The 19854-nt window shown below is 44.9% G+C and carries 22 protein-coding genes and 1 other annotated feature; of the genes, 11 read left to right on the top strand and 11 right to left on the bottom strand.

The genetic code is table 11. The features are described 5' to 3' along the window. Window positions 1-52: 52 nt before the first annotated feature. The 3 genes from BLV50_RS09835 to BLV50_RS09825 form a co-directional block, all read right to left on the bottom strand. Window positions 53-1261, bottom strand: coding sequence for an MFS transporter (locus BLV50_RS09835; protein WP_063563106.1), 1209 nt, complete (start codon window positions 1259-1261; stop codon window positions 53-55). Between the two features lie 271 nt (window positions 1262-1532). Further along, window positions 1533-2165, bottom strand: a complete 633-nt coding sequence (locus tag BLV50_RS09830) for a hypothetical protein (protein ID WP_090807258.1) — start codon at window positions 2163-2165, stop codon at window positions 1533-1535. 71 nt (window positions 2166-2236) lie between these two features. Continuing rightward, complete coding sequence (locus BLV50_RS09825; protein WP_256337914.1) at window positions 2237-3106, bottom strand: hypothetical protein; 870 nt, start codon at window positions 3104-3106, stop codon at window positions 2237-2239. A gap of 159 nt (window positions 3107-3265) precedes the next feature. On the opposite strand from BLV50_RS09825, the gene BLV50_RS09820 reads away from it, so the two are divergent. Beyond that, entirely contained in the window at window positions 3266-3958 is a 693-nt protein-coding gene (locus BLV50_RS09820; protein WP_090807254.1) for a pseudouridine synthase, read from the top strand. Window positions 3959-4053: 95 nt separating this feature from the next. Here BLV50_RS09820 and BLV50_RS09815 read toward each other — a convergent pair whose 3' ends face one another. The 3 genes from BLV50_RS09815 to BLV50_RS09805 all read right to left on the bottom strand — a co-directional run bounded on the left by BLV50_RS09815 (window position 4054) and on the right by BLV50_RS09805 (window position 7155). Next, window positions 4054-4977 carry a DMT family transporter gene (locus BLV50_RS09815; RefSeq protein ID WP_090807252.1) on the bottom strand — a complete coding sequence of 308 codons (924 nt, stop codon included), beginning with the start codon at window positions 4975-4977 and terminating at the stop codon, window positions 4054-4056. Continuing rightward, window positions 4974-5825 (bottom strand): AraC family ligand binding domain-containing protein, encoded by an 852-nt coding sequence (locus BLV50_RS09810; protein ID WP_090807250.1) that lies wholly within the window; start codon window positions 5823-5825, stop codon window positions 4974-4976. The genes BLV50_RS09815 and BLV50_RS09810 overlap by 4 nt, the downstream gene beginning before the upstream one ends. 205 nt (window positions 5826-6030) lie before the next feature. After that, the gene (locus BLV50_RS09805; protein ID WP_090807570.1) at window positions 6031-7155 is read right to left on the bottom strand and encodes an NADH:flavin oxidoreductase; all 1125 of its coding nucleotides are present in this window, start codon (window positions 7153-7155) and stop codon (window positions 6031-6033) included. Window positions 7156-7385: 230 nt separating this feature from the next. On the opposite strand from BLV50_RS09805, the gene BLV50_RS09800 reads away from it, so the two are divergent. After that, on the top strand, window positions 7386-7970 hold the full coding sequence (locus BLV50_RS09800; protein WP_063563100.1) for a TetR/AcrR family transcriptional regulator: 585 nt from the start codon (window positions 7386-7388) through the stop codon (window positions 7968-7970). A gap of 109 nt (window positions 7971-8079) precedes the next feature. On the opposite strand, the gene BLV50_RS09795 is transcribed toward BLV50_RS09800, so the two are convergent. After that, entirely contained in the window at window positions 8080-9333 is a 1254-nt protein-coding gene (locus BLV50_RS09795) for a cytochrome P450 (RefSeq protein ID WP_072733333.1), read from the bottom strand. A 97-nt stretch (window positions 9334-9430) separates the two neighbouring features. On the opposite strand from BLV50_RS09795, the gene BLV50_RS09790 reads away from it, so the two are divergent. The 4 genes from BLV50_RS09790 to BLV50_RS09775 all read left to right on the top strand — a co-directional run bounded on the left by BLV50_RS09790 (window position 9431) and on the right by BLV50_RS09775 (window position 13156). Then, a complete protein-coding gene (locus BLV50_RS09790; RefSeq protein ID WP_079693954.1) occupies window positions 9431-10588 on the top strand; it encodes a YhgE/Pip domain-containing protein in 1158 nt (385 codons plus the stop codon). 70 nt (window positions 10589-10658) lie between these two features. Then, window positions 10659-11204, top strand: coding sequence for a PadR family transcriptional regulator (locus BLV50_RS09785; protein ID WP_090807248.1), 546 nt, complete (start codon window positions 10659-10661; stop codon window positions 11202-11204). Window positions 11205-11239: 35 nt separating this feature from the next. Beyond that, on the top strand, window positions 11240-11539 hold the full coding sequence (locus tag BLV50_RS09780) for a Dabb family protein (protein WP_090807246.1): 300 nt from the start codon (window positions 11240-11242) through the stop codon (window positions 11537-11539). A gap of 300 nt (window positions 11540-11839) precedes the next feature. After that, window positions 11840-13156: a nucleobase:cation symporter-2 family protein gene (locus BLV50_RS09775; RefSeq protein ID WP_072733330.1), complete on the top strand. Its 1317-nt coding sequence runs from the start codon at window positions 11840-11842 to the stop codon at window positions 13154-13156. A 147-nt stretch (window positions 13157-13303) separates the two neighbouring features. Here BLV50_RS09775 and BLV50_RS09770 read toward each other — a convergent pair whose 3' ends face one another. Beyond that, window positions 13304-13744, bottom strand: a complete 441-nt coding sequence (locus BLV50_RS09770; RefSeq protein WP_072733329.1) for a YhfM domain-containing protein — start codon at window positions 13742-13744, stop codon at window positions 13304-13306. Window positions 13745-13968: 224 nt separating this feature from the next. Here BLV50_RS09770 and BLV50_RS09765 point away from each other — a divergent pair, with 224 nt between their 5' ends. The 5 genes from BLV50_RS09765 to tyrS all read left to right on the top strand — a co-directional run bounded on the left by BLV50_RS09765 (window position 13969) and on the right by tyrS (window position 18119). Then, complete coding sequence (locus tag BLV50_RS09765; RefSeq protein ID WP_072733328.1) at window positions 13969-15438, top strand: protein adenylyltransferase SelO; 1470 nt, start codon at window positions 13969-13971, stop codon at window positions 15436-15438. A gap of 66 nt (window positions 15439-15504) precedes the next feature. After that, entirely contained in the window at window positions 15505-15963 is a 459-nt protein-coding gene (locus BLV50_RS09760; RefSeq protein ID WP_072733327.1) for an Imm63 family immunity protein, read from the top strand. A 54-nt stretch (window positions 15964-16017) separates the two neighbouring features. Continuing rightward, complete coding sequence (locus tag BLV50_RS33425; RefSeq protein ID WP_256337913.1) at window positions 16018-16239, top strand: DMP19 family protein; 222 nt, start codon at window positions 16018-16020, stop codon at window positions 16237-16239. Window positions 16240-16247: 8 nt separating this feature from the next. Next, window positions 16248-16418: a DMP19 family protein gene (locus tag BLV50_RS33420; protein ID WP_256337912.1), complete on the top strand. Its 171-nt coding sequence runs from the start codon at window positions 16248-16250 to the stop codon at window positions 16416-16418. Between the two features lie 100 nt (window positions 16419-16518). Further along, window positions 16519-16740, top strand: a binding site (T-box leader). A gap of 119 nt (window positions 16741-16859) precedes the next feature. After that, window positions 16860-18119: a tyrosine--tRNA ligase gene (gene tyrS, locus BLV50_RS09750; protein WP_063563092.1), complete on the top strand. Its 1260-nt coding sequence runs from the start codon at window positions 16860-16862 to the stop codon at window positions 18117-18119. Between the two features lie 152 nt (window positions 18120-18271). Here the strand turns inward: tyrS and BLV50_RS09745 are convergent, their stop codons facing one another. The 3 genes from BLV50_RS09745 to BLV50_RS09735 form a co-directional block, all read right to left on the bottom strand. Further along, complete coding sequence (locus BLV50_RS09745) at window positions 18272-18550, bottom strand: YxcD family protein (RefSeq protein ID WP_024630486.1); 279 nt, start codon at window positions 18548-18550, stop codon at window positions 18272-18274. 5 nt (window positions 18551-18555) lie between these two features. Beyond that, the gene (locus tag BLV50_RS09740; protein ID WP_063563091.1) at window positions 18556-19059 is read right to left on the bottom strand and encodes a hypothetical protein; all 504 of its coding nucleotides are present in this window, start codon (window positions 19057-19059) and stop codon (window positions 18556-18558) included. Window positions 19060-19158: 99 nt separating this feature from the next. Then, the gene (locus tag BLV50_RS09735) at window positions 19159-19725 is read right to left on the bottom strand and encodes a PadR family transcriptional regulator (protein WP_072733326.1); all 567 of its coding nucleotides are present in this window, start codon (window positions 19723-19725) and stop codon (window positions 19159-19161) included. Window positions 19726-19854 lie beyond the last annotated feature (129 nt).

The following is a 19854-nucleotide window of genomic DNA, read 5'->3' as shown; positions in this document are numbered from 1 at the left end:
AAGATCAATAATTTCGGATTACGCGGGCATCACCCCTCTCAAGAAGCAACGTTTAAATCTCTTTACTCTGATGTGCGAGAGTTCCACTTACGGCGCTGTTCCTTACATTCCAGAGATGAGAGAGTACGAGAGTGAGTAGCAAAATCAGACAAAATCCGGCCAAAATCCAGATCGTGTTCACTACAGGCCATGCACTCATGCTCCATCCGGTTACATACTGCAGAATGGCGCCGCCGATACCCCCTGATGCAATCAGGATGCTGGTTGTGCGCTCAGTCATGCCCGGAATCAAAATGTTGGCATAGACCAGTGCAATACAGAACAGCCCTGACATGAACAATCCGGTTCCGAAGATTAGCAGGTATGTTGCCCATTGGCCCGTAACGAACACCATGGCAACGGCGAACAGAAGTGTACCTACCGTACTCCAGATCAGGAAAGGCATGTAGTTGACAGCTTCAGCAATTTTTCCGGAAAAAAGACGACCGATAATCATGGCAATCCATAGGATGGATACGCTGAGTGAAGCGACAGACTCCTGTAACTGCAATCGTTCGACCAGGATGGAAGGCAGGAAGTTCATCAGGCCTAACTCCAGACCCATGTAAACGAAGAAAAAGATGACGAAGATGGTGAGCAGCCCCATATGTTTTCTGGAATACTGGGCCCTGCCCGTTGCATGTCCAACGGTGTTTTCACCAGCTTGTTTCAGATAAGAAGCGGCGGAGGTGGGCATGGTCACCCATAACAGCATTAGAATAAGGGATAACGCGGAAACGGTATAAAACGTAAGATGCCAAAGATCCAGCCAAATGTATAAGGCAGCGACTGCCGGAATGAGAAGTGCTCCGAGGGCAAAGTACACATCAAGCTTGGACATTGCTACTGCTTTCTGATTTTCCGTAAATTCTATCGTAAACGCACCAACGGAGGGCTCAATGATACCAGACCCAAACCCGACAATAATGGTTAGAAGAAGAACAACTGTCCAGGATGGCAAGAATCCGAGAACGGCATAGGCGGCCACAATACAGATCAGTGCGATGGTTAACATGGATTTTCTGCCGATGCGGGCAGTCATGGAAGGAGCAACGAGCACCCCGACAAGAAAACCGAGGAACTGCAGAAACAACAAAAATCCGCCATCACTATAACCACGCTCATAATGTGTCAATAAAACGGGTAGAAGTGCACCGAGTACAACGCTGGTTATGCCGATTAACAGATAAAAACCGCAGCTTAAAGCGAAAATTCTTCTCATAAGTTGTCCTCCTAAGATGGATATAAATTTTATATTATGTAAATAATGTTTCTTTCGTATATAACTTATACCATAATTATGCAATTGTACATGCTTTTTATTGTAAAATAATGTTAACTTTTGACGAATGAATGATCTTTCTCACACAATGTTCAACCTAAAACGATTTCGTGTCGAAGCAAAAAAAGTTTCCTTATCTGTAATAGACAGGAAACTTCTTGACGTTCGGAAACATTAATCCGAATATGATTTAACTTAAGCTGTCGTCCCACTAAGCAGTTTGCACAAAGAAAATTCCATCCAAGGGTGCCTGAGCAGTCGCAGGGCCAGTTCGTAATAACAAATATCCGTTTGCATCGGAAAGTCCCAGTATATCCTGATAGGGATGGGGGAAATCCCCGGAATAAATCTGACCAACGAATTGATAGTCCTCTAACAAATGGCTAATTCCGTTCACACCGTTTGGTAGCATGGAAGAGAAAAATGAAAAGGCAGGGAAATCCTGTTCCTCGATCTCTACTTCCGTCAATCCTACTCCGCATAAAGGAATGGATTGAATGGGACATACGGAAGTTAGTGGCTCTGAAGATACGGATACATATGTACATCCAGCGAGAATATTCTCCTTCCATTCCAGCTCATCCCCCGTATAGGTTACCTGGTCCAAAAAGTATTCCGAAGCGGAATAGGTGGAGAAGACCGAAATGTACTTCCCGGGTGGCAACGAAGGGACATGCATCTGTTGTAAAAGTGTATTGCAATCAATGGAGAACAGATGCAACAAGGGTTGGCTCTCCTGATTAAGCGGCCAATCTGTAACATATGCGATTTCTCCGCCAATCCATATGCCAGTATTCTGGTTCAGAACATCAGGGTCAATTGAAAGCTGGTTAACTTTGTGCATGGTAAACTCCTCTTTGTGTCTGGATTAAGCTGTTTAAACGGACAACACATTAATTATGACGGGCTGACCGTTCAGTCTTTGACTTGAATCGCATTTCCAAACAGCTTGCGTGCTTTGTCCCAATCGACGCCTAGTTTACCTTGCCAGCCAGCCCAAGGCATCTCCATATCAGAGCGGCCTTTGGTATTATTAAGCAGCAACTCACCGTTCAGGATATGCTCGTTGTTGGTCCAATGGTCTGTACTGAGGGAGAGAACCTGATTGGGCAGTACACCTACTCTGGACAGCGCTTGAAGAATACTTCGGCGAATCCCGGCGTGTCCTTTGACTAATTTCTCTGCAGTGAGTCGTTTCTCAAATTTCCCCGGAGACTCTTCGTCTTCAGCCTCATCCAGCATGCGAAGCAGTTGATTGAATGTGGTGATATCCTCGGGAGTCGGTTTAATTGGTCCTTGCTCAAGTAAGGTGACAAACTCTGTCAGATCGGCGTATGCACCTACGCTTGTGCCACTGTAATCATAACCTTGGTGAAGGGCGTAACGGATATTGGATAGATTCTTCCAGCTCTCATCGCTATGACTGAAACCACAAACTCTGCAAGCCAGGAACTGTTTAGTCTCTTCGTAAGCATGTGGCTCTGAGTGAATCATCATATGGTAGCTTGCGAGCGTAGATATGCCTCGAGGATAACTGCCCCCGACACCTGCAATAAATGCTTGGGTAATCGTTGACCAGGATAGACGTTCATTCTGCTGGAAAGCGATTAGTCGTTGAATGATATCATCATGGTGGACCATCTCCAGATCATTAGCCACCCAGCCCACTGAAGTCAGTATATCTTGTTCGGCAGGAGTTAGTGTATCCGTTTGATAGATCATTACTTCACGTGCTCTGTCATAATCACCATTGGCGTGAAAATATAACTTTTTAAGGACTCTCATACACTTTTTGTCCATGGTTAACTCCTTTCCATAGTTTATTTTGGATTACCTATGTACCTCCGAATAACAATTTATTTGCTTCGTTTCATTATAAGTGAGATGATGTGTGATGAAAATCAGTACAAGGTACTAACCTATTGAACAAAGTGGTGGTGGAGCATGCGAATTAACAAATACATAAGTGAAACGGGATACTGCTCCCGCAGGGAAACGAACCGATTAATTGCAGCCGGGCGCATTACGATTAATGGTAAAGTATGTGAAAAAGGAGCGGACGTGGAGCCTGAGGATATTGTGCTCATTGATGGCCAGGATATTCCTTACAATGATCGCGAGCCTGTTTACCTTGCTCTGAATAAACCCATCGGCATTGTCTGCACCGCAGCCGAACAGGTGGAGGGAAACATCATTCAGTATGTGAATTATCCCTCGCGTATCTTTGCGATTGGCAGGCTGGATAAGGCGTCCGAGGGATTGATTTTTCTGACGAACGACGGGGACATTGTGAACAAGATGATGCGTTCGGAGCATAACCACGACAAGGAATACGTAGTAACCGTAGATAAACCAGTGACAGACGAATTCGTACGGGCGATGTCGCAAGGGGTTGAGATTATGAATGTGGTGACGAAACCGTGTGAGGTATATAAGCATAGTGAGAACGTATTTCGTATCATTTTGACTCAGGGGCTTAATCTGCAAATCCGCAGAATGTGCAAAGCCTTGGGATACAGAGTGCTCAAGCTGGAGCGCATCCGAATTATGAATGTTACGCTGGATGGACTGGAACGTGGACAATGGAGACATCTGGAGAAGCAGGAGCTGGTGAATCTTCTGTCCATGTTGAATTAGAAGTTGCATCTGCTCAATGTCCTGGCAAAATGAAGAGGCACTAATCCGTAATGGATTAATGCCTTTCTTTGAGTTTTGGACGATGAAACCATATACTATTCAAGTTCTGGCAACGTACTACGGTGGTCTTTTCTGTGTACTTTCTTCTCTGAGATAAATGATCCGAGCAACGTTAATAGAGCGCCAAGCAGCGTTATCCAGGTAATCCGTTCATGTAGAATCAGTGCAGAAGCGACGACAGTAATGACAGGCACCAAATAAATGTACACACTTGTTTTGACGGCTCCCAGCAGACTCACTGCCCGGTTCCAGGTTACAAAACATAAGGCAGAGGCACCCAGTCCGAGAAAGAGAAGGTTCGAGAGGTTGGTCATGTTGGCGAAGCGCCCGAGATCGAAGTGGAATTCGAACAGGAACAAAGCTGGCAGCATGAATAATAGTCCATAAAAGAATACTTTGCGTGTAGCACCGATGGTGTGATAAGGAAGTTCACCTATTTTGCGCATGAGTACAGAGTAGATTGCCCACACAGCAGGTGCCACGAAAGCGAGCAGATCCCCCAGCGGATTCAGTTGCAGAATGAAACTGCCGTTGAATCCAATAAGGATAATGCCAGACAAGGCAATGGCGAAGCCCACGATAAACCGCTTTTGCAATCTCTCTCCATCCAGAAAGAAATGTGCAAGGACTGCGGTAAAGAAAGGGGCAATCGAAACAATAACACCTACATTGGAAGCTAAGGTGTACACCAGTGCAATATTTTCAATGAGAAAATATAACGTAACCCCGCATAATCCAGCACCGATAAACAGCATTTCTTCTCGGAGTGAGGTAATTCGCATTAACCGCGGATAGATCAGGAAGAGCACCCCATAGCCAATCACGAAACGGAAAAAGAGAATCTCCACCGGCGTGAAATCGATCAGCAGCACCTTGGTGGAGATAAACGTTGTTCCCCAGATCAGGATCGTAAGTAAGGCTAGCAGGTGTCCAGTGGAAATTTTGTTCTGACCTGTCATAACAGATCATCCGCTGTGCGCTTTGGATCCACTTCATGGTTGAAGATGCGTCTGTATTGCTTGGGGGTCAAGCCAATTAGCTTTTTGAAAAAATTCGTAAAGTGACTCTGGTCACTGAAACCGGTCTGCGCTGCAACCTCAATCGGGAGCTGGCCTTGTTCCAATAGCCGTTTGGCCTGATTGATGCGAATTGTTTCCAGGTAGCGGTAGGGAGATATCCCTTTTTGCCGAGTGAACAAACGCAATAGATGGTATTTGCTCAGCCCTGTTAACTCGACTAATTGGTTCAGCGTAATGCTCTCCATATAATGAGTCTCTATGTACTCGCATATGAGTCTAATCTCGATGGTGACGTCCTGGGCGGAAATGGGCGGTTCGGCATCGGCATATTCTCTCATCAGCTGTTCCAGCAGAAAGAGCAGCAGTTCTTCTTTGTGAAAGTCAGCTTGCTCTTCCAAGATCATCTGATGCAGCTCATGCAAAGAAGTAACATGTTCGCTCTGATAGAGAACAGGGGAAGTAAACCGTGGCAAATAATCTTGTCCGGTAATTTCCAGCACATATTGGCGCATGACCTCAGGTTGAATGTTGATGCAGCGATAATCCAGAGTTCTGCCGTCCACCTGTTCGCAGGCATGGGGATCATGCGGATTAAAAATAATCATGTCTCCAGTGTTCAGGATATATTCTTCGTTATTACATACGAGATGGCGCTTGCCTTGCTCAATAAATCCAATGACGTAATAGTCATGAAAATGATTGGGGAATTTCTGCATAATACCTTCAAATTGATAGGCTTCGAGCTGTAAATCGGTATCGAACACGACGGTTCGCACTTCGCGAGTCACCTGCTGCACCTTCTTTCTGGTAAGTTAAATGTCATTATAATATGAAAAGAAGGAACTTTCTTGGACGATATTGCTCGCTCTGTTTTGTTCAAACATGTAAAAAAACCAAAATACCCGCTGTCCCTAACTAGATGGATGACGAGTATTTTGGTTCAATTATAGCTCATTTAACGGATAACAATATTAATTTGAACCTAAATTATTGTTATAGCAACGTAGCAAGTGCTTCTGGCGAAAAAGCCTGAATTTCATTCACACGGCCATCACGGATTTTCACAGCCCACGCCGGATCAGCCAGTAGTGCGCGTCCAACGGCAACCAGATCAAATTCCTGCTGGTCCAAACGAAGGAGAAGATCATCTAAATCCTTGTGTCCTGCACCTTTACCTTCCGTATAGAGACTTGTAAATTCATCATCCAGACCGACAGAACCCACGGCTATCGTTGGTTTGCCTGTCAGTTTTTTCACCCAGCCGGCAAATCCAAGTTCCGAACCTTCATATTCCGGCTCCCAGAAACGTCGTGTTGAGCAATGGAATATATCGATGCCGGCCTCTACCAACACATTCAGGAATAACTCCAGCTTATCTGGTGTGTCCAGCGGTTTGACGTAATAATCACTCATTTTCCATTGCGACAAACGAATGGCAATCGGGTAATCGGGACCCACGGCAGAACGGATTGCTTGAATAAGTTCGGTAGCGAATTGCGTACGCTTGATAAGATCACCGCCGTAGCGGTCTGTCCGTGTATTTGTTCTGTCCCAGAAGAATTGGTCAACCAGGTAACCATGTGCTCCTTGAATTTCAATGCCGTCAAACCCAAGCTGTTTGGCATGAACTGCTGCGTCCACAAAAGCCTGAATGATGTTGGCGATTTCTTCGTCTGTCATCGGTTCACCCGTCAGATTTCCCTCGAGATCAATACCCGACGGTCCAATGGATGGAGCTTCCGGATGAGGCTGCGATCCCGCTGGACGAGCCATACCCATATGCCAGAGCTGAGGAAAAATCTTGCCCCCTGCTTCATGAACTTGTCTGACGACTTCTGCCCAGCCGTTCAATGCTTCTTCACCATGAAAACGGGGAACACGCGGTTCGCTGGTTGCCGCCGGATGATCAATGGTTACACCTTCGGTAATAATAAGTCCGACGCCATTTTCGGCACGTCTGCGATAATAAGCCGCTACATCGGTACCCGGTACACCATCGGGTGAGAAAGCCCGACCCATAGCGGGCATAACGATGCGAGACTGCAGGGTTAAGTTATGAATCGTATAAGGTTGAAACAGATTTTCCGTGGATTGAACTTGTTGTTGATGATTACTCAAGTCAAACACCTCCATAATAGTGCACCTCCAAGCGGGGTACGAGTGCAATATTATCAATGGAGAGTGGCTGCATCAACCGACGATTTATCCAATGTGTTGCTTAAGCGAAGCGACCATAATAATGTTGGTTTAACCCCGGATTACTTGTTGAGCTAACAGGAGCTATTTATAATAGGAGCAGAGCATTAAGAAGTTTGATTACAAGATCGATTAGAAGGGACACTTTGTATATGTCAGGTGAGTTTTCTCCAAATCCCAATGATCCACGGGTGATCCGAACCCGTCAATTAATTCAGGATGCGTTTTTTTATCATTTGAATAAAAAGGATTTCTCAGCCATCACAGTTCAGGATATTACACAAAAGGCGACGATTAACCGGGCCACATTCTATGCCCATTTTGCAGACAAATATGAACTGCTTGAATCCGTTTTGTCCTATGCTTTCCAAGAATATGTGCTCAAACAGATTGATGCAGAGGCACATTTGACAGAAGAGACCCTGAAGCAACTGGTGATCTCGTTATGTAATTATCATGATTCAAGTAATCAATGTATCAAGAAATATGAGTCCGTAGCGCCAATCTTTGAAGAAAATATTAAGGCCCAGTTAGAGAAGCTCGTTCTGGAGCTTGCCATGAGTCAAACAGATGGAGCAGAGCCACCCAAAACATTGGCGTATTTGGCAACGATGCTGAGCTGGTCCATCTATGGGGTGACGTATCGCTGGAATTTGGAGGAGAGACAGGAATCCCCGGCTGAATTGGCTGAGCGAGTGGTGCCATTTATGATGAATGGAACAGGTTTACTGAATTAACGAATGTAGAAAGAAAGAGCAGATGAGATCTGCTCTTTTTGTTTTGATTTTATCCATCGAAAATATAGTGAAGATTATCAATTCATAAATGAATTTACGTCAGATGAATTTACGTATATAGCTTCAGCGGAAGGGTCGTTAAAGATTGTCCGGCCGCAGAGGCAGTCAGGTTTTCCTCCAGATTGAATCCTTCCACGGGTTCAATGCTGGTGAAGGTTTTTAGGAATGTGGTCAGTACAATTTTGGCTTCCAGACGCGCCAGTGGTGCCCCCAGACAGAAGTGAGTACCAAAACCAAATGCAAGCTGTTTATTATTGTTCGATCGATGAATATTTAAGGTGAACGGGTCTTCGAACATGTTCTCATCCATATTGGCTGCACTCATCCACGCTACGATAGCGTCTCCCTTTTTCAGTTTAACACCAAGCAGATCGTTATCCTCTTTGACCATCCGGTCCATTTTGCTGATGTGAAAGCGATATCTCAGCATTTCCTCTACCGCGGCTGGAACAAGCTCAAGGTTATCCCTGAGTTCGGCATACAATTCCGGTTGATCATACAGAAGGGCATAGAACGAGTTGGCCAGCAGGTTGCTTGTTGTTTCTATGCCAGCACCCAGAATAAACATGGTGGTTCGCACAATCTCTTCATCCGTAAAGTGCTCGCCATCCACTTCCACCTGGATCAGGTCGGATATGATATCTTCTCCCAGATTGGATCTTTTGGACACAACGAAGGGATACAAGTATTTAAAATATTCTTCGCCGGCAATCTTTTTCATTTCGTTAATTTGATCAAAGGTGGCATCGGTAGTGGGCATAAACATGGTGTCCACCCAACCCTTGAACAAATGACGATCTTTGGAAGGAACGCCAAGCAGGTCAGACATGATAATGACAGGAAACATGCTCGTATAAGCTTCAACAATGTCCACTTCTGATTGATGCTCAAACTCTTTAATTAGCTCTTCGGCCACTGCCTGTATTCTCGGTTCCCAAAGCTTGAGACTTCTCGGTGTAAACGCACTTGCCAGCAATGATCTCCGCTTGCGATGATCCGGCGGATCTACATTGTGAATATCCAGCTTGTCCGGCATGTGATGCTCACTGTCCGCACCTTTTTCTTCACTTGAATATCCGACGTTCACAATTGATCTTTTTCTCACACTGGAGAAGTGCTCGTGATCATTAAGCACGGTTTTGACAAGATCATACTTGAATATATGCCAGGAATCGGTCTCTTCATTGTAGATGACAGGTTCCTGATTCAACATGCTGCGATACCAACGGTAGGGACTGAATTCTTCTTCTTTCGATTGGAAATTCGTGATTTCTGACAGAGAAATAATAGAGCTCTTCGTCATTCGTTTCGCCTCCTTGGTTGGTCTCATTGACAAATATAACAAATAAGAGTACTTTAATTCAAGTAGTTTAAATTAAAACAACAAGGTGGAGTAAAGAGTGAAGAACATACTGAAGCACGGCGGAGTCAAGGCAGGCATATTCATGATCGTTTTTTATCAGATTGTAATGTTGACCGTTTTTATGTCGGGATATAGTGCAATCCCCAAAAATGTAACCAATCTTACGGTGGCCATTGTCAACGAGGACCAGCAATCCGGTACTGAGTTTGTACAAAAATTGCAAGAACAATTGCCATTTAAGGTAGTAACCAACGAATCATTGCAACAGGCAAAGACAGGGCTTGAAGATCGGGATATTCATATGATCATACGTATACCGGGTGATTTTACGGAGAAACTGTCTGAACAAGGCGGTAAAGCTCAGCTCCAGTACCTGATTAATGAATCGAACCCAACAACGATCACCAGTTCAATGAAAAATGTAGCTGCTCAAATCACTGCGCAGATCGGTGCTCAGGTTCAGGCACAGAGCTTTGAGGGTGTGCTGAGCAGTATGCAGGTTCCTGCGGAGCAATCGAAACAGATTGTGGAATCGACCATGGACAAAGTATCATCCGACATCGTTCTGAGCAACCCGCAACCAGCAGGCATGCAAAATCAGATGGCACCGATGTTTATCACCATGGCGCTCTATGTTGGAGCCATGATCTATGCGATGCAAAGCATTGGCGGCATGAAACAACTGCAAGGACAGATGGGGAAATGGAAAGCATTCTTTGCAATGCGAGGAGTCAACCTGCTTGTTTCCATCCTTGCTCCACTTGTAGGGATAGGCATTTATTTTATGGTGCAAGGGTATGGCGTGGAAGCGTTTTTGAAACTGTGGATGGTGCATAGTTTGCAGTTGTTTGTGTCGATTGAGTTTACAAGTATCTTTATCATGCTTCTGGGTCAAGGCGGAATGCTGATCAATATGATATTCGTACTCAGCCAATCCATTGCAAACGGGACGTCCATGTCACCGGAGATGATGCCAGGATATTTCAAATTCGTAAGTCAAATCACACCGATGTTCTATTCAACGCATCTGGATTACAATATTCTCTTCGGTGGGGGACGAACGGTGCATTATGCTGTTGGGCTGGCATTGGTTGGTGTGGGAGCCTTTGTTATCAATACAGCCATTCATCATTTCAAAAAAGCCAAGCAAACTAGTACCACACAGGAGTCTGTACAACAGCCCGTTATGATATAAAATAGAAGATATGAGGGTAGGCGATGAAGAAGAAGCTATGCCCTTCGATTAGCAGAATGGGGGCAGTCACATGTCGATTCAAATATTTATACTCGGTGCACTAAGTGAAGGGAATTATTATCCCTATGATATTAAGAAGCGAATTGGGAAACATCTGGATCAAACGGATGCCAAGATTACCGAAGGTACCATTTATTATAATTTTGAAGTGTTGCTGAAGAAGGGTCTTATTGAGAAGGTAGAAACAATTCAGAGTGAAAATCGACCAGACAAAACGACATATGGAATTACCGAAAAAGGACGTCAGTCCCTTGAACAGAGCATATATAAGGTGTTCCAGAAGTTTACGAATGTACAGTCCTTATACGCTGCGTTGGTCCATTTGGATAAGGTGGATAATCAGAAGATCGCGTATTTGATTGAGGATATTATTGAGAAGATGAATAAGAGGCTGGAATATATTGAATCTCATACACCTCAGGAGATTGATGTGCAGGAGGATCTGAAAGATGCACTGTTGTTGATGCGAGATCACGCGTACCACTCCATTCAGAGTGATATGATCTGGCTTCAGAAACTTCTGCATCATGTTCAAAGCAGAGTATTAAAAAGCTAAATCACTACTCGTTAAAGGAATGAGGTGAAAAGATAATGTATGAACATTTGGTCGCATTCAAATTGAACGATAAAATCACTACGGTCAAACAGGAAGAATTGGTAGCTCAATTACTCGCGTTACAGGAACAGATTCCTGGAATTGTGGATCTCACCGCAGGTATTAATGTAACAGAGGAGACGGATCATATTCAGGGCTTCACACTTGGCCTGAGAGTGACATTTGAAGATCAGGAAGCGCTGCGTGCTTATGGCCCGCATCCTGCACATCAGGCATTTGTAGCCTTCCTGAATGAGTGGCTGGAGAATGTAATTGTGGTCGATTATTCCATTTGAGTCTGCATATTGTCCATATTATATTATGCATAAGAAGTCGCCATGGCGGTGGCTTTCATATGATCAGGTTAGTCAGAATTTTCTGGCTAGCCTTTTTTATGTGAGATAATATAACAAAAGAAGGAGGTGTTTTCATTCCTTTTTGTACAAAATGCCCAATATATTGTGTTCTCTTTATAACCTGCAACAATTCTATGTGATGGATCATGGAACTTCCCGCAATTGTTTATATAATGTGAATCAACATAACATGATTTTTGCAGCGGTAAAGTGATTCTAAATTACAGGGGGCAGGTAGGGATGAGAGAAACCAAGAGAATGAGGATTTTTTCACTGGGAATTCAGCACGTATTGGCGATGTATGCCGGGGCCATTTTGGTTCCGCTGCTTGTGGGAAGAGCGTTAAACCTGACTGCGGAACAATTAGCGTATCTGGTATCGATTGACCTGTTAACCTGTGGTGTCGCGACATGGCTTCAAGCACGTAAAGGGAAGTATTTGGGGATTGGCTTGCCAGCGGTTCTTGGAAGCTCATTTGTTGCTGTGACTCCCATGATTGCGATTGGATCACAATATGGAATTCCGGCCATTTACGGTTCCATCATAGCAGCAGGGATATTCATCGTTATATGTGCTGTTTTCTTTAGTAAAATCGTCAAACTGTTTCCTCCCGTTGTGATTGGAACAGTCGTAACCATTATTGGTCTGGCGTTAATTCCAACGGGCATCAAGAACATGGCAGGTGGAGCAAACAGTGAGAATTTCGGAAGTCTGGACAATCTGGCGCTCTCATTCGGGGTATTGCTCTTCATTCTGGTGCTGAATCGATATGCTCGCGGCTTTGTCAGATCCCTCGCAGTTCTCCTCGGTATTATTGTGGGTACCCTCGTCGCTGCCATCATGGGGAAAGTGAATTTCAGCTCTGTACAGGAAGCCTCTTGGTTTCATTTGCCCCAGCCCTTTTACTTTGGATGGCCTACCTTCGAAATCGGTCCGATCATTACCATGATTATTGTCGGCACAGTTGTCATTATCGAATCTACAGGTGTGTTTATGGCCTTGAGCAAAATCTGTGATCAACCGATTAACGAAAAGGATTTGGCACGAGGATACCGCGCAGAAGGTCTGGCATTTGTACTTGGTGGTATCTTCAATGCTTTTCCGTATAACACATTTGCTCAGAATGTCGGTTTGGTTCAGCTCTCCAAAGTGAAAACGACCAATGTGGTTGTTGCAGCCGGAGGTATTCTGATTTTTCTTGGACTGATCCCCAAAGTTGCGGCATTCGCAACGATTATTCCCAGCGCGGTACTCGGCGGGGCAACGGTTGTTCTGTTCGGCATGGTAGTCTCATCCGGGATTAAAATGCTGCAACATGTGGATTTCAGCAAGCAATCCAATCTGTTAATCGTTGCTTGTTCGGTTTCACTCGGTCTTGGCGTCACGGCTGTGCCGGATCTGTTTGCCCAGCTGCCTCAAAGTATCCGCATTATTGTTGGGGATGGTATTATCACAGGCAGTCTGTGTGCCATCCTGCTCAATGTTTTCTTTAACCTCGGATTTAAAAAAGAGAGTCTGCCCGTACAGCCTGTACAAGCTCAAGAAGCACATACTTAAGATTGTCTTGTAACAGGTATGCGATCTGAATAAATGGAACAGACCCAAGATGTATTGGTTGAGGTGGAATGATCGGAATGACTCCCCTTGCCAATGAACCTCTTGGGTCTTTATTTTGGGTAAACTGCGGAGTACAATTGGATATTTTTACTCAACATACCCCGGAAGCTTTTCACCTGTGATGAGTTCGAAAAGTTTTGCAGATTTCTTCTTAGTTAATTGAACATAAGTAGGTTTACTTTCAATGATGATTTCAACCTGATCCTGATGGGGACTGATCCAGAGGTTATAGATGACACTTTTATCTGAGGAATCTGTGTTCTTTTTCTTGAAAAAGAATTTATAATCCGGAGGTCGCACCATATCCGCTATAGTATTGTTCGACGGGATAGAGGCGGTGATGTTCCTGATGGCTTGCACCTGTGCTGGATCGGTAATTTTTCTATACAGGGTATATTGATTGGAGCTCTCAACCGGTTGTTGAACGATAACCTGATTTCCCTTTGATTGTATGTTGTCCGCTGAACAACCCGTAAGGCACATAAACAAAAGTGTTATAGACCCAATCCAATAGATATATTTTCTCAATCTGATCCCCCTTTGAAACTTAAACGGTGCCTCGGGTATGAAAGTTACAGCAGGATGAATGCAAAAGGGATATAAATATGCTAAAGTTTCATCATGAACATGCTGAATGTTCTTTCCGTTGAATTTCCATGCGACTACATAAATGAGCATTGGTTCACAAGGCTAAAATAAAACGAAGGGATATCCTGATATCGCTTGGTTACAGAAAAGGAGTTGTGATCACCATGCAACAAGAAACGCTGAAAAAAGGCTGGCACTTTGACAACAGTTATGGACGTTTGCCACAGACCTTTTTTACAAATCAGGGTGCGGTACCTGTTCAATCACCCAAGTTGATCATCTTCAATACATCGCTTGCAGCCAGCCTGGGGCTAAATGCCGAGGCTCTTAACAGTGATGAAGGAGCGGAGGTGTTTGCAGGTAACCTGATTCCGGAAGGTGCCGAGCCTCTGGCTCAGGCCTATGCAGGTCATCAGTTCGGCAACTTTAATATGCTTGGTGATGGAAGAGCTTTGCTGCTGGGAGAACAGATCACACCACAAGCCGAGCGAGTGGATATCCAGCTGAAAGGTTCGGGAAGAACCCCGTACTCTCGCGGAGGTGATGGACGTGCTGCCGTTGGGCCAATGCTGCGTGAGTATATTATTAGTGAAGCGATGCATGCACTGGGTATTCCAACGACGCGAAGTCTGGCGGTTGTATCTACTGGAGAAAACATTACACGCGAAACAGAGCGACCTGGTGCAATCTTGACGCGAGTGGCTTCAAGTCATTTACGTGTAGCAACCTTCCAATACGCAGCCAGATGGGGATCGATTGATGAGCTCAGAGCATTGGCTGACTATACACTGAAACGGCATTTTCCCGATATTGCCGAAGCCGATAATCGCTATCTCCAGTTACTTCAGGAAGTCATTCGTCGACAGGCTTCACTTATCGCCAAGTGGCAACAGGTTGGTTTCATTCATGGCGTAATGAATACAGATAATATGGCCATCAGTGGTGAAACCATCGATTATGGGCCGTGTGCGTTTATGGATGCCTACAATCCAGCGACGGTATTTAGCTCCATTGACACGCAAGGTCGGTATGCATATGGAAATCAACCGTATATTGGCGGCTGGAATCTGGCTCGGTTTGCCGAGACGCTTCTGCCACTGCTGCATGAGGATGAAGAACAGGCTGTACAAATCGCTCAGGATGCGATTGCACAATTCTCTGAATTGTATCACCACCACTGGCTCTCGGGAATGCGGAGCAAGCTGGGCTTGTTTAATGAAGAGGCTGAGGATGAAGCGCTAATCAGGGATATTCTTGAATTGATGGAGAAGCATAGTGCAGATTACACAAATACGTTTCTCTCACTGACCTTTGATACGCTCAACGGAGCTCCTTTATTCGATACTTCAGAGTTTGCGGAGTGGAATGAGCGTCGCCAGGCAAGATTAGGCAGACAGCAGGAAGGGAAAGAAGAATCGCAGCAATTGATGAGAACTAGCAACCCAGCGGTGATTCCTCGTAATCATCGGGTGGAAGAAGCACTGGACCGAGCGGAGAATCACGGAGATCTTAGTGTGATGGAGAAACTTCTTGCTGTTCTTTCAAACCCGTTTGCACATTCTACCGAACAAGCTGAGTACGCGGAACTGCCTACGCAGTGCGATACCTCCTACCGGACTTTCTGTGGAACCTGATTGAAAACTTGTTATGAAGAGGCTGCCATTGGCAGCTTTTTCATTATCATGTCAAAAGGAGATTTTATGTCCAACATACTAAGCAAAACAGAGATTGCAAAAACTCTTTTTCAGTTGCTTGAGCGGACATCCTTCCGCAGGCAGCAGATTGAGGACTATGTTAACCGCTTGTTTGAGAGCTTTAAAGGGGAAGGAGTTCCATATGTAGAGATTGAAAATGATGCATATATAGTTCGTATATACGAGCGTGGCATGGTTATGTTGGAAAAAAGAATGGAACAGACGGAAGCAGTAATCTACTGGCTGCTGGAGGATATCATTTTTACGGCAACGCATGTGGAATTGCTGAAACGATATGGTGTGGATAATAAACAGACACACTTGAATTACACAAACGCAGTGACGCAAGAATTGACCCAAAGTGTTGAGAAGGCTTTCCAACAGCTTGGAGATCCTTACTTGTATTGGCATCAGACGGGTAAACGGCAAGATCTGGAGAGGCTGGAACCAAGAAAAGAGAGGTGATTGACATGAGTGAACAGGATATTAATGATGTGTGGTATGAATATGCGTTAACCTTTGTGGGGAAAAAAGAATGAATCCGCTCAGGGCTGGGCTGCGTTAACAACGAATGAACAGGAAATTGCTGCTTTATGGCTGCTAGAGGTGGACGTCTTTAACGGTGGTTTTGTTCAATTTTTCTGCAACTGGGGCGAAGAGGTATACCTTTACGCGTTGCAGGCATTACATACCATTGGTGCGACTCAAGTAATGGACATCATAAAGTCAGCATATGGCTGATTAAGCATTTGGGAGAGGATGAAAGACTTGCTGAACTGTGGGATATTCCTAAGTTTCTAACAGTAGAGGAAGAGCAACATCTTGATGCGCTGGATCAGCAATTTTGGAACAATGAAGATCAGATTGCAGAAAAGGCTTATGCATATTACCACGAGAAGTTGAACATGATGTCTTTATAAACTTTGGCGTAGGCACTCATCTGTTGCTCTATATAAAGATTAAATACTTGGCCTTGCAATGATATTGACGTTCGGCTATACTGGCTATAAATTGAATACATGAATTACGTTGATAGAGCGCAGTAGCGGCTTTGTCCCTGTTACAGAAAGTCAGGGGTTGATGGAACCTGATACATACAAGGGCTGCGAATTACACTCTGGAGTACTTGGGTAATGCCAAGCGGAATGGCAAACGATATTTTGCTGAAAGCGGTATGGACAGCGTGTGAGTTGTTGTCTGTGCAAGTTGGGTGGTACCACGGTTATGATAATCGTCCCTATGTCTATTGAAGACAAGGCGGCGATTTTTTTGTGTCCAAAAAAGCCTCTCCCGGCTTAGCTCCTTGTGAATTAACGTAGATCATGGCCTAATACCAATGCATAGAGAAGGGGTTGTTTGTTTTGAATATTATTGATGAACTGGAATGGCGCGACGCCATTAATCAACAGACAGATGCGGAGGGTCTGCGTGAGCTGACAGAGACCACGTCGGTTTCATTGTATTGCGGAGTTGACCCTACAGGAGACAGCATGCACATCGGACATTTGATTCCGTTCATGATGCTGAAACGTTTCCAACTCGCTGGGCACCGTCCAGTCATTCTGATTGGTGGGGCAACAGGAACGATTGGTGATCCAAGTGGTCGTCAATCGGAACGTTCCCTGCAAACGTTGGAAGAGGTACAAGCCAATGTAGATGCTCTGACTGCACAAATGAAAAAGCTTTTCGTAACGGATGGCGACAATCAGGTACGTATGGTCAATAACTACGACTGGACACACAAAATCAATGTGATTGAATTTTTGCGTGACTACGGTAAGAACTTTAACCTCAACACGATGCTAGCCAAAGATGTGGTTGCGAGCAGACTGGAAGATGGAATTTCGTTTACCGAGTTCTCCTACCAGATTCTCCAATCGCTCGATTACCTGCACCTGTTCCAACATGAGGATGTACAGCTGCAAATCGGCGGTTCCGATCAATGGGGCAACATTACAAGCGGTCTGGACCTGATCCGTAAAAAAGAAGGGCCAGAAGCTAAAGCTTACGGTCTGACGATCCCGCTGATGCTCAAATCCGACGGAACGAAATTCGGTAAATCCGCAGGCGGGTCCATCTGGCTTGATGCGAATAAGACGACTCCATTCGAATTCTACCAGTTCTGGGCGAACACGGATGACCGTGATGTAATCAAATACCTGAAATACTTCACATTCCTAAGCAAAGAAGAAATTGAAGCTTTGGCTGAAAAGGTAGAAACGGAGCCCCACAAGCGTGAAGCACAAAAGGCACTCGCTGAAGAAATGACGAAATTTGTTCACGGCGACGACATGCTGGAGCAGGCGAAACGCATTACCGCAGCACTCTTCAGCGGAGACATTCGTTCCCTTACAGCTGACGAAATCGAGCAGGGCTTTAAAGAAATGCCGACCTTCGAAACCGATGGTGAAGCAAAAAATATTGTAGACTGGCTCGTGGATCTTGGCCTGGAGCCATCCAAACGTCAGGCGCGTGAGGATGTCACCAAAGGGGCCATTTCCATGAATGGTGAGAAAGTTACGGAACTGGAATTCACGGTCTCTGCAGAGCACGCAATCGGTGGTAAATTCATCATTATCCGTAAAGGCAAGAAAAACTACAGTCTGGTGAAATTGAAGTAGCCATAAGATTACATTATGAATCTTGGGAAGGTAGATGCAAAGGTTTCATCTTCCCAAGGAACACAAAAAAGGACCGTCTCCAATCATGTCAATGACATCATGGAGACGGTCCTTTTTATATTCCATCCGCAAATGGCTTATTAGTTATTCATTTATTGATTCACAATCGCTGTGATCTCTTCATCCAGATCCAGTCTTACATTCTCACGGTAAGCTCGAATGTCGTATTCACTGTGCAGATAGCGCAGGATCGCTTCAATCATGTTGGATTCGACCAGATACTGACTTCGGCCTTGAATCCAGACTTCTGCGGAATATCCCGTATCTTCTTCCCAGCTCAGTTCCACATTGACATCGGTTGGGCGAACACCCTTGCGTTCAGCCATGTGAATACAGATCGCGTTGACAATTTCATCCATGCTCAGAACCATAGAGATTAGTACCGTCCGTTTCTGTTACGGTCATCATCATCACGATCATTTTTGCGGTCATAACGACCATCTGCTGCTGGTTTACGACGATTCGTAATGGCTCTGAACAGGGCCATCGCGAGCATCACGATCAGCATAATTGCAGCTACGTTTACGAGCAATCCAAGAATGTTACCCAGAGCGCCCATGCCACCGAACAATCCGCCGAACATCATGCCAGCAAGACCACCCAGCATCATACCTTTCATAAATCCACCGCCACCGCCGAAGAATCCGCCACGGTTCGTTGTAGCTGCTCCATTGGAGTTATTATTCGTATTAGATTTGCTCACATTGCTGTTGGAATCGGATTTCTTAGGTGTGTTGGTATAGCTTTTTGTTCCCGATTTGAAACCGCCACCACGTCTAGCATCAGCAGAATCCGGATTCGCGACTCCGACTGTTGCAAACAGTAATGTAAAGGCCATGAAAACCATCATGAGATGTTTAATTCCGAATTTTTTCTTCATTGTAAAGATCGTAACCCCCCGATTAATTTGTTTGATTCGCCCAAAAATGGGCCTTACTCAAGTAATACGGTCAACTTACAGGAACGTTTCAAATTTTGTTTATCTTTCTGAAATACTTGGACAAGGGTCCTGAATTGCCGCCTGACCATCGAGTAATTGGGTTACCCAGTTACACCATTCGATGCCCGTTTGTGCGTTCATTAACCCTTTTTGTACCAGAATGTAACTTCCGAATTCCCGACTGCCTACTCGCAGATTATCCTGAGGGATACGGGACTTCAAATCCTCGAAATAACGGATGCGTTCCATGAACCAGTTTTTGCGCTCATTCAGAATGCGTCTCATGCTTCCGTCTTCTGCAATGCCGACACATAAAATGCGCAGATTGAACTCGTCACGCGTAACCGGAGCGGTAACGGGAGTGATCATCCATCCCAGCAGTTTTTCAATACCTTTCTCCGTGACTGCATACATTTTTTTGTCTGGTTTGTCAGACTGTTGCACCCAGCGGGAGGCTAAAAGCTCATCGTTTTCCATTTTGGAGAGGAGCGGATAGATCTGACTGTGCTTAGCCTGCCAATGCGGCTGGATCTTCAGCATTAGATCATAACCTGATGACTCCTCGCGGGTAAGAAGCCCGAGCAATCCGTAGGAAAGTATGTTCATGCACATGTCTCCTTAATATTAGGGCTGGGCCAGCAAAAACAATGTAAATTGCTTTCTTTGACCGCTTTCATAAAAGTGTACACTGAAACTGTATGGTTTGACAACCTGACAGAACAACTGCCTCAATTT

The organism is Paenibacillus sp. 276b (assembly GCF_900107875.1).
In the GTDB taxonomy this organism is placed as follows: domain Bacteria; phylum Bacillota; class Bacilli; order Paenibacillales; family Paenibacillaceae; genus Paenibacillus; species Paenibacillus marchantiae.
Note: the sequence above shows the minus strand (reverse complement) of the source record. Positions and strands in the feature narration are given on the sequence as shown.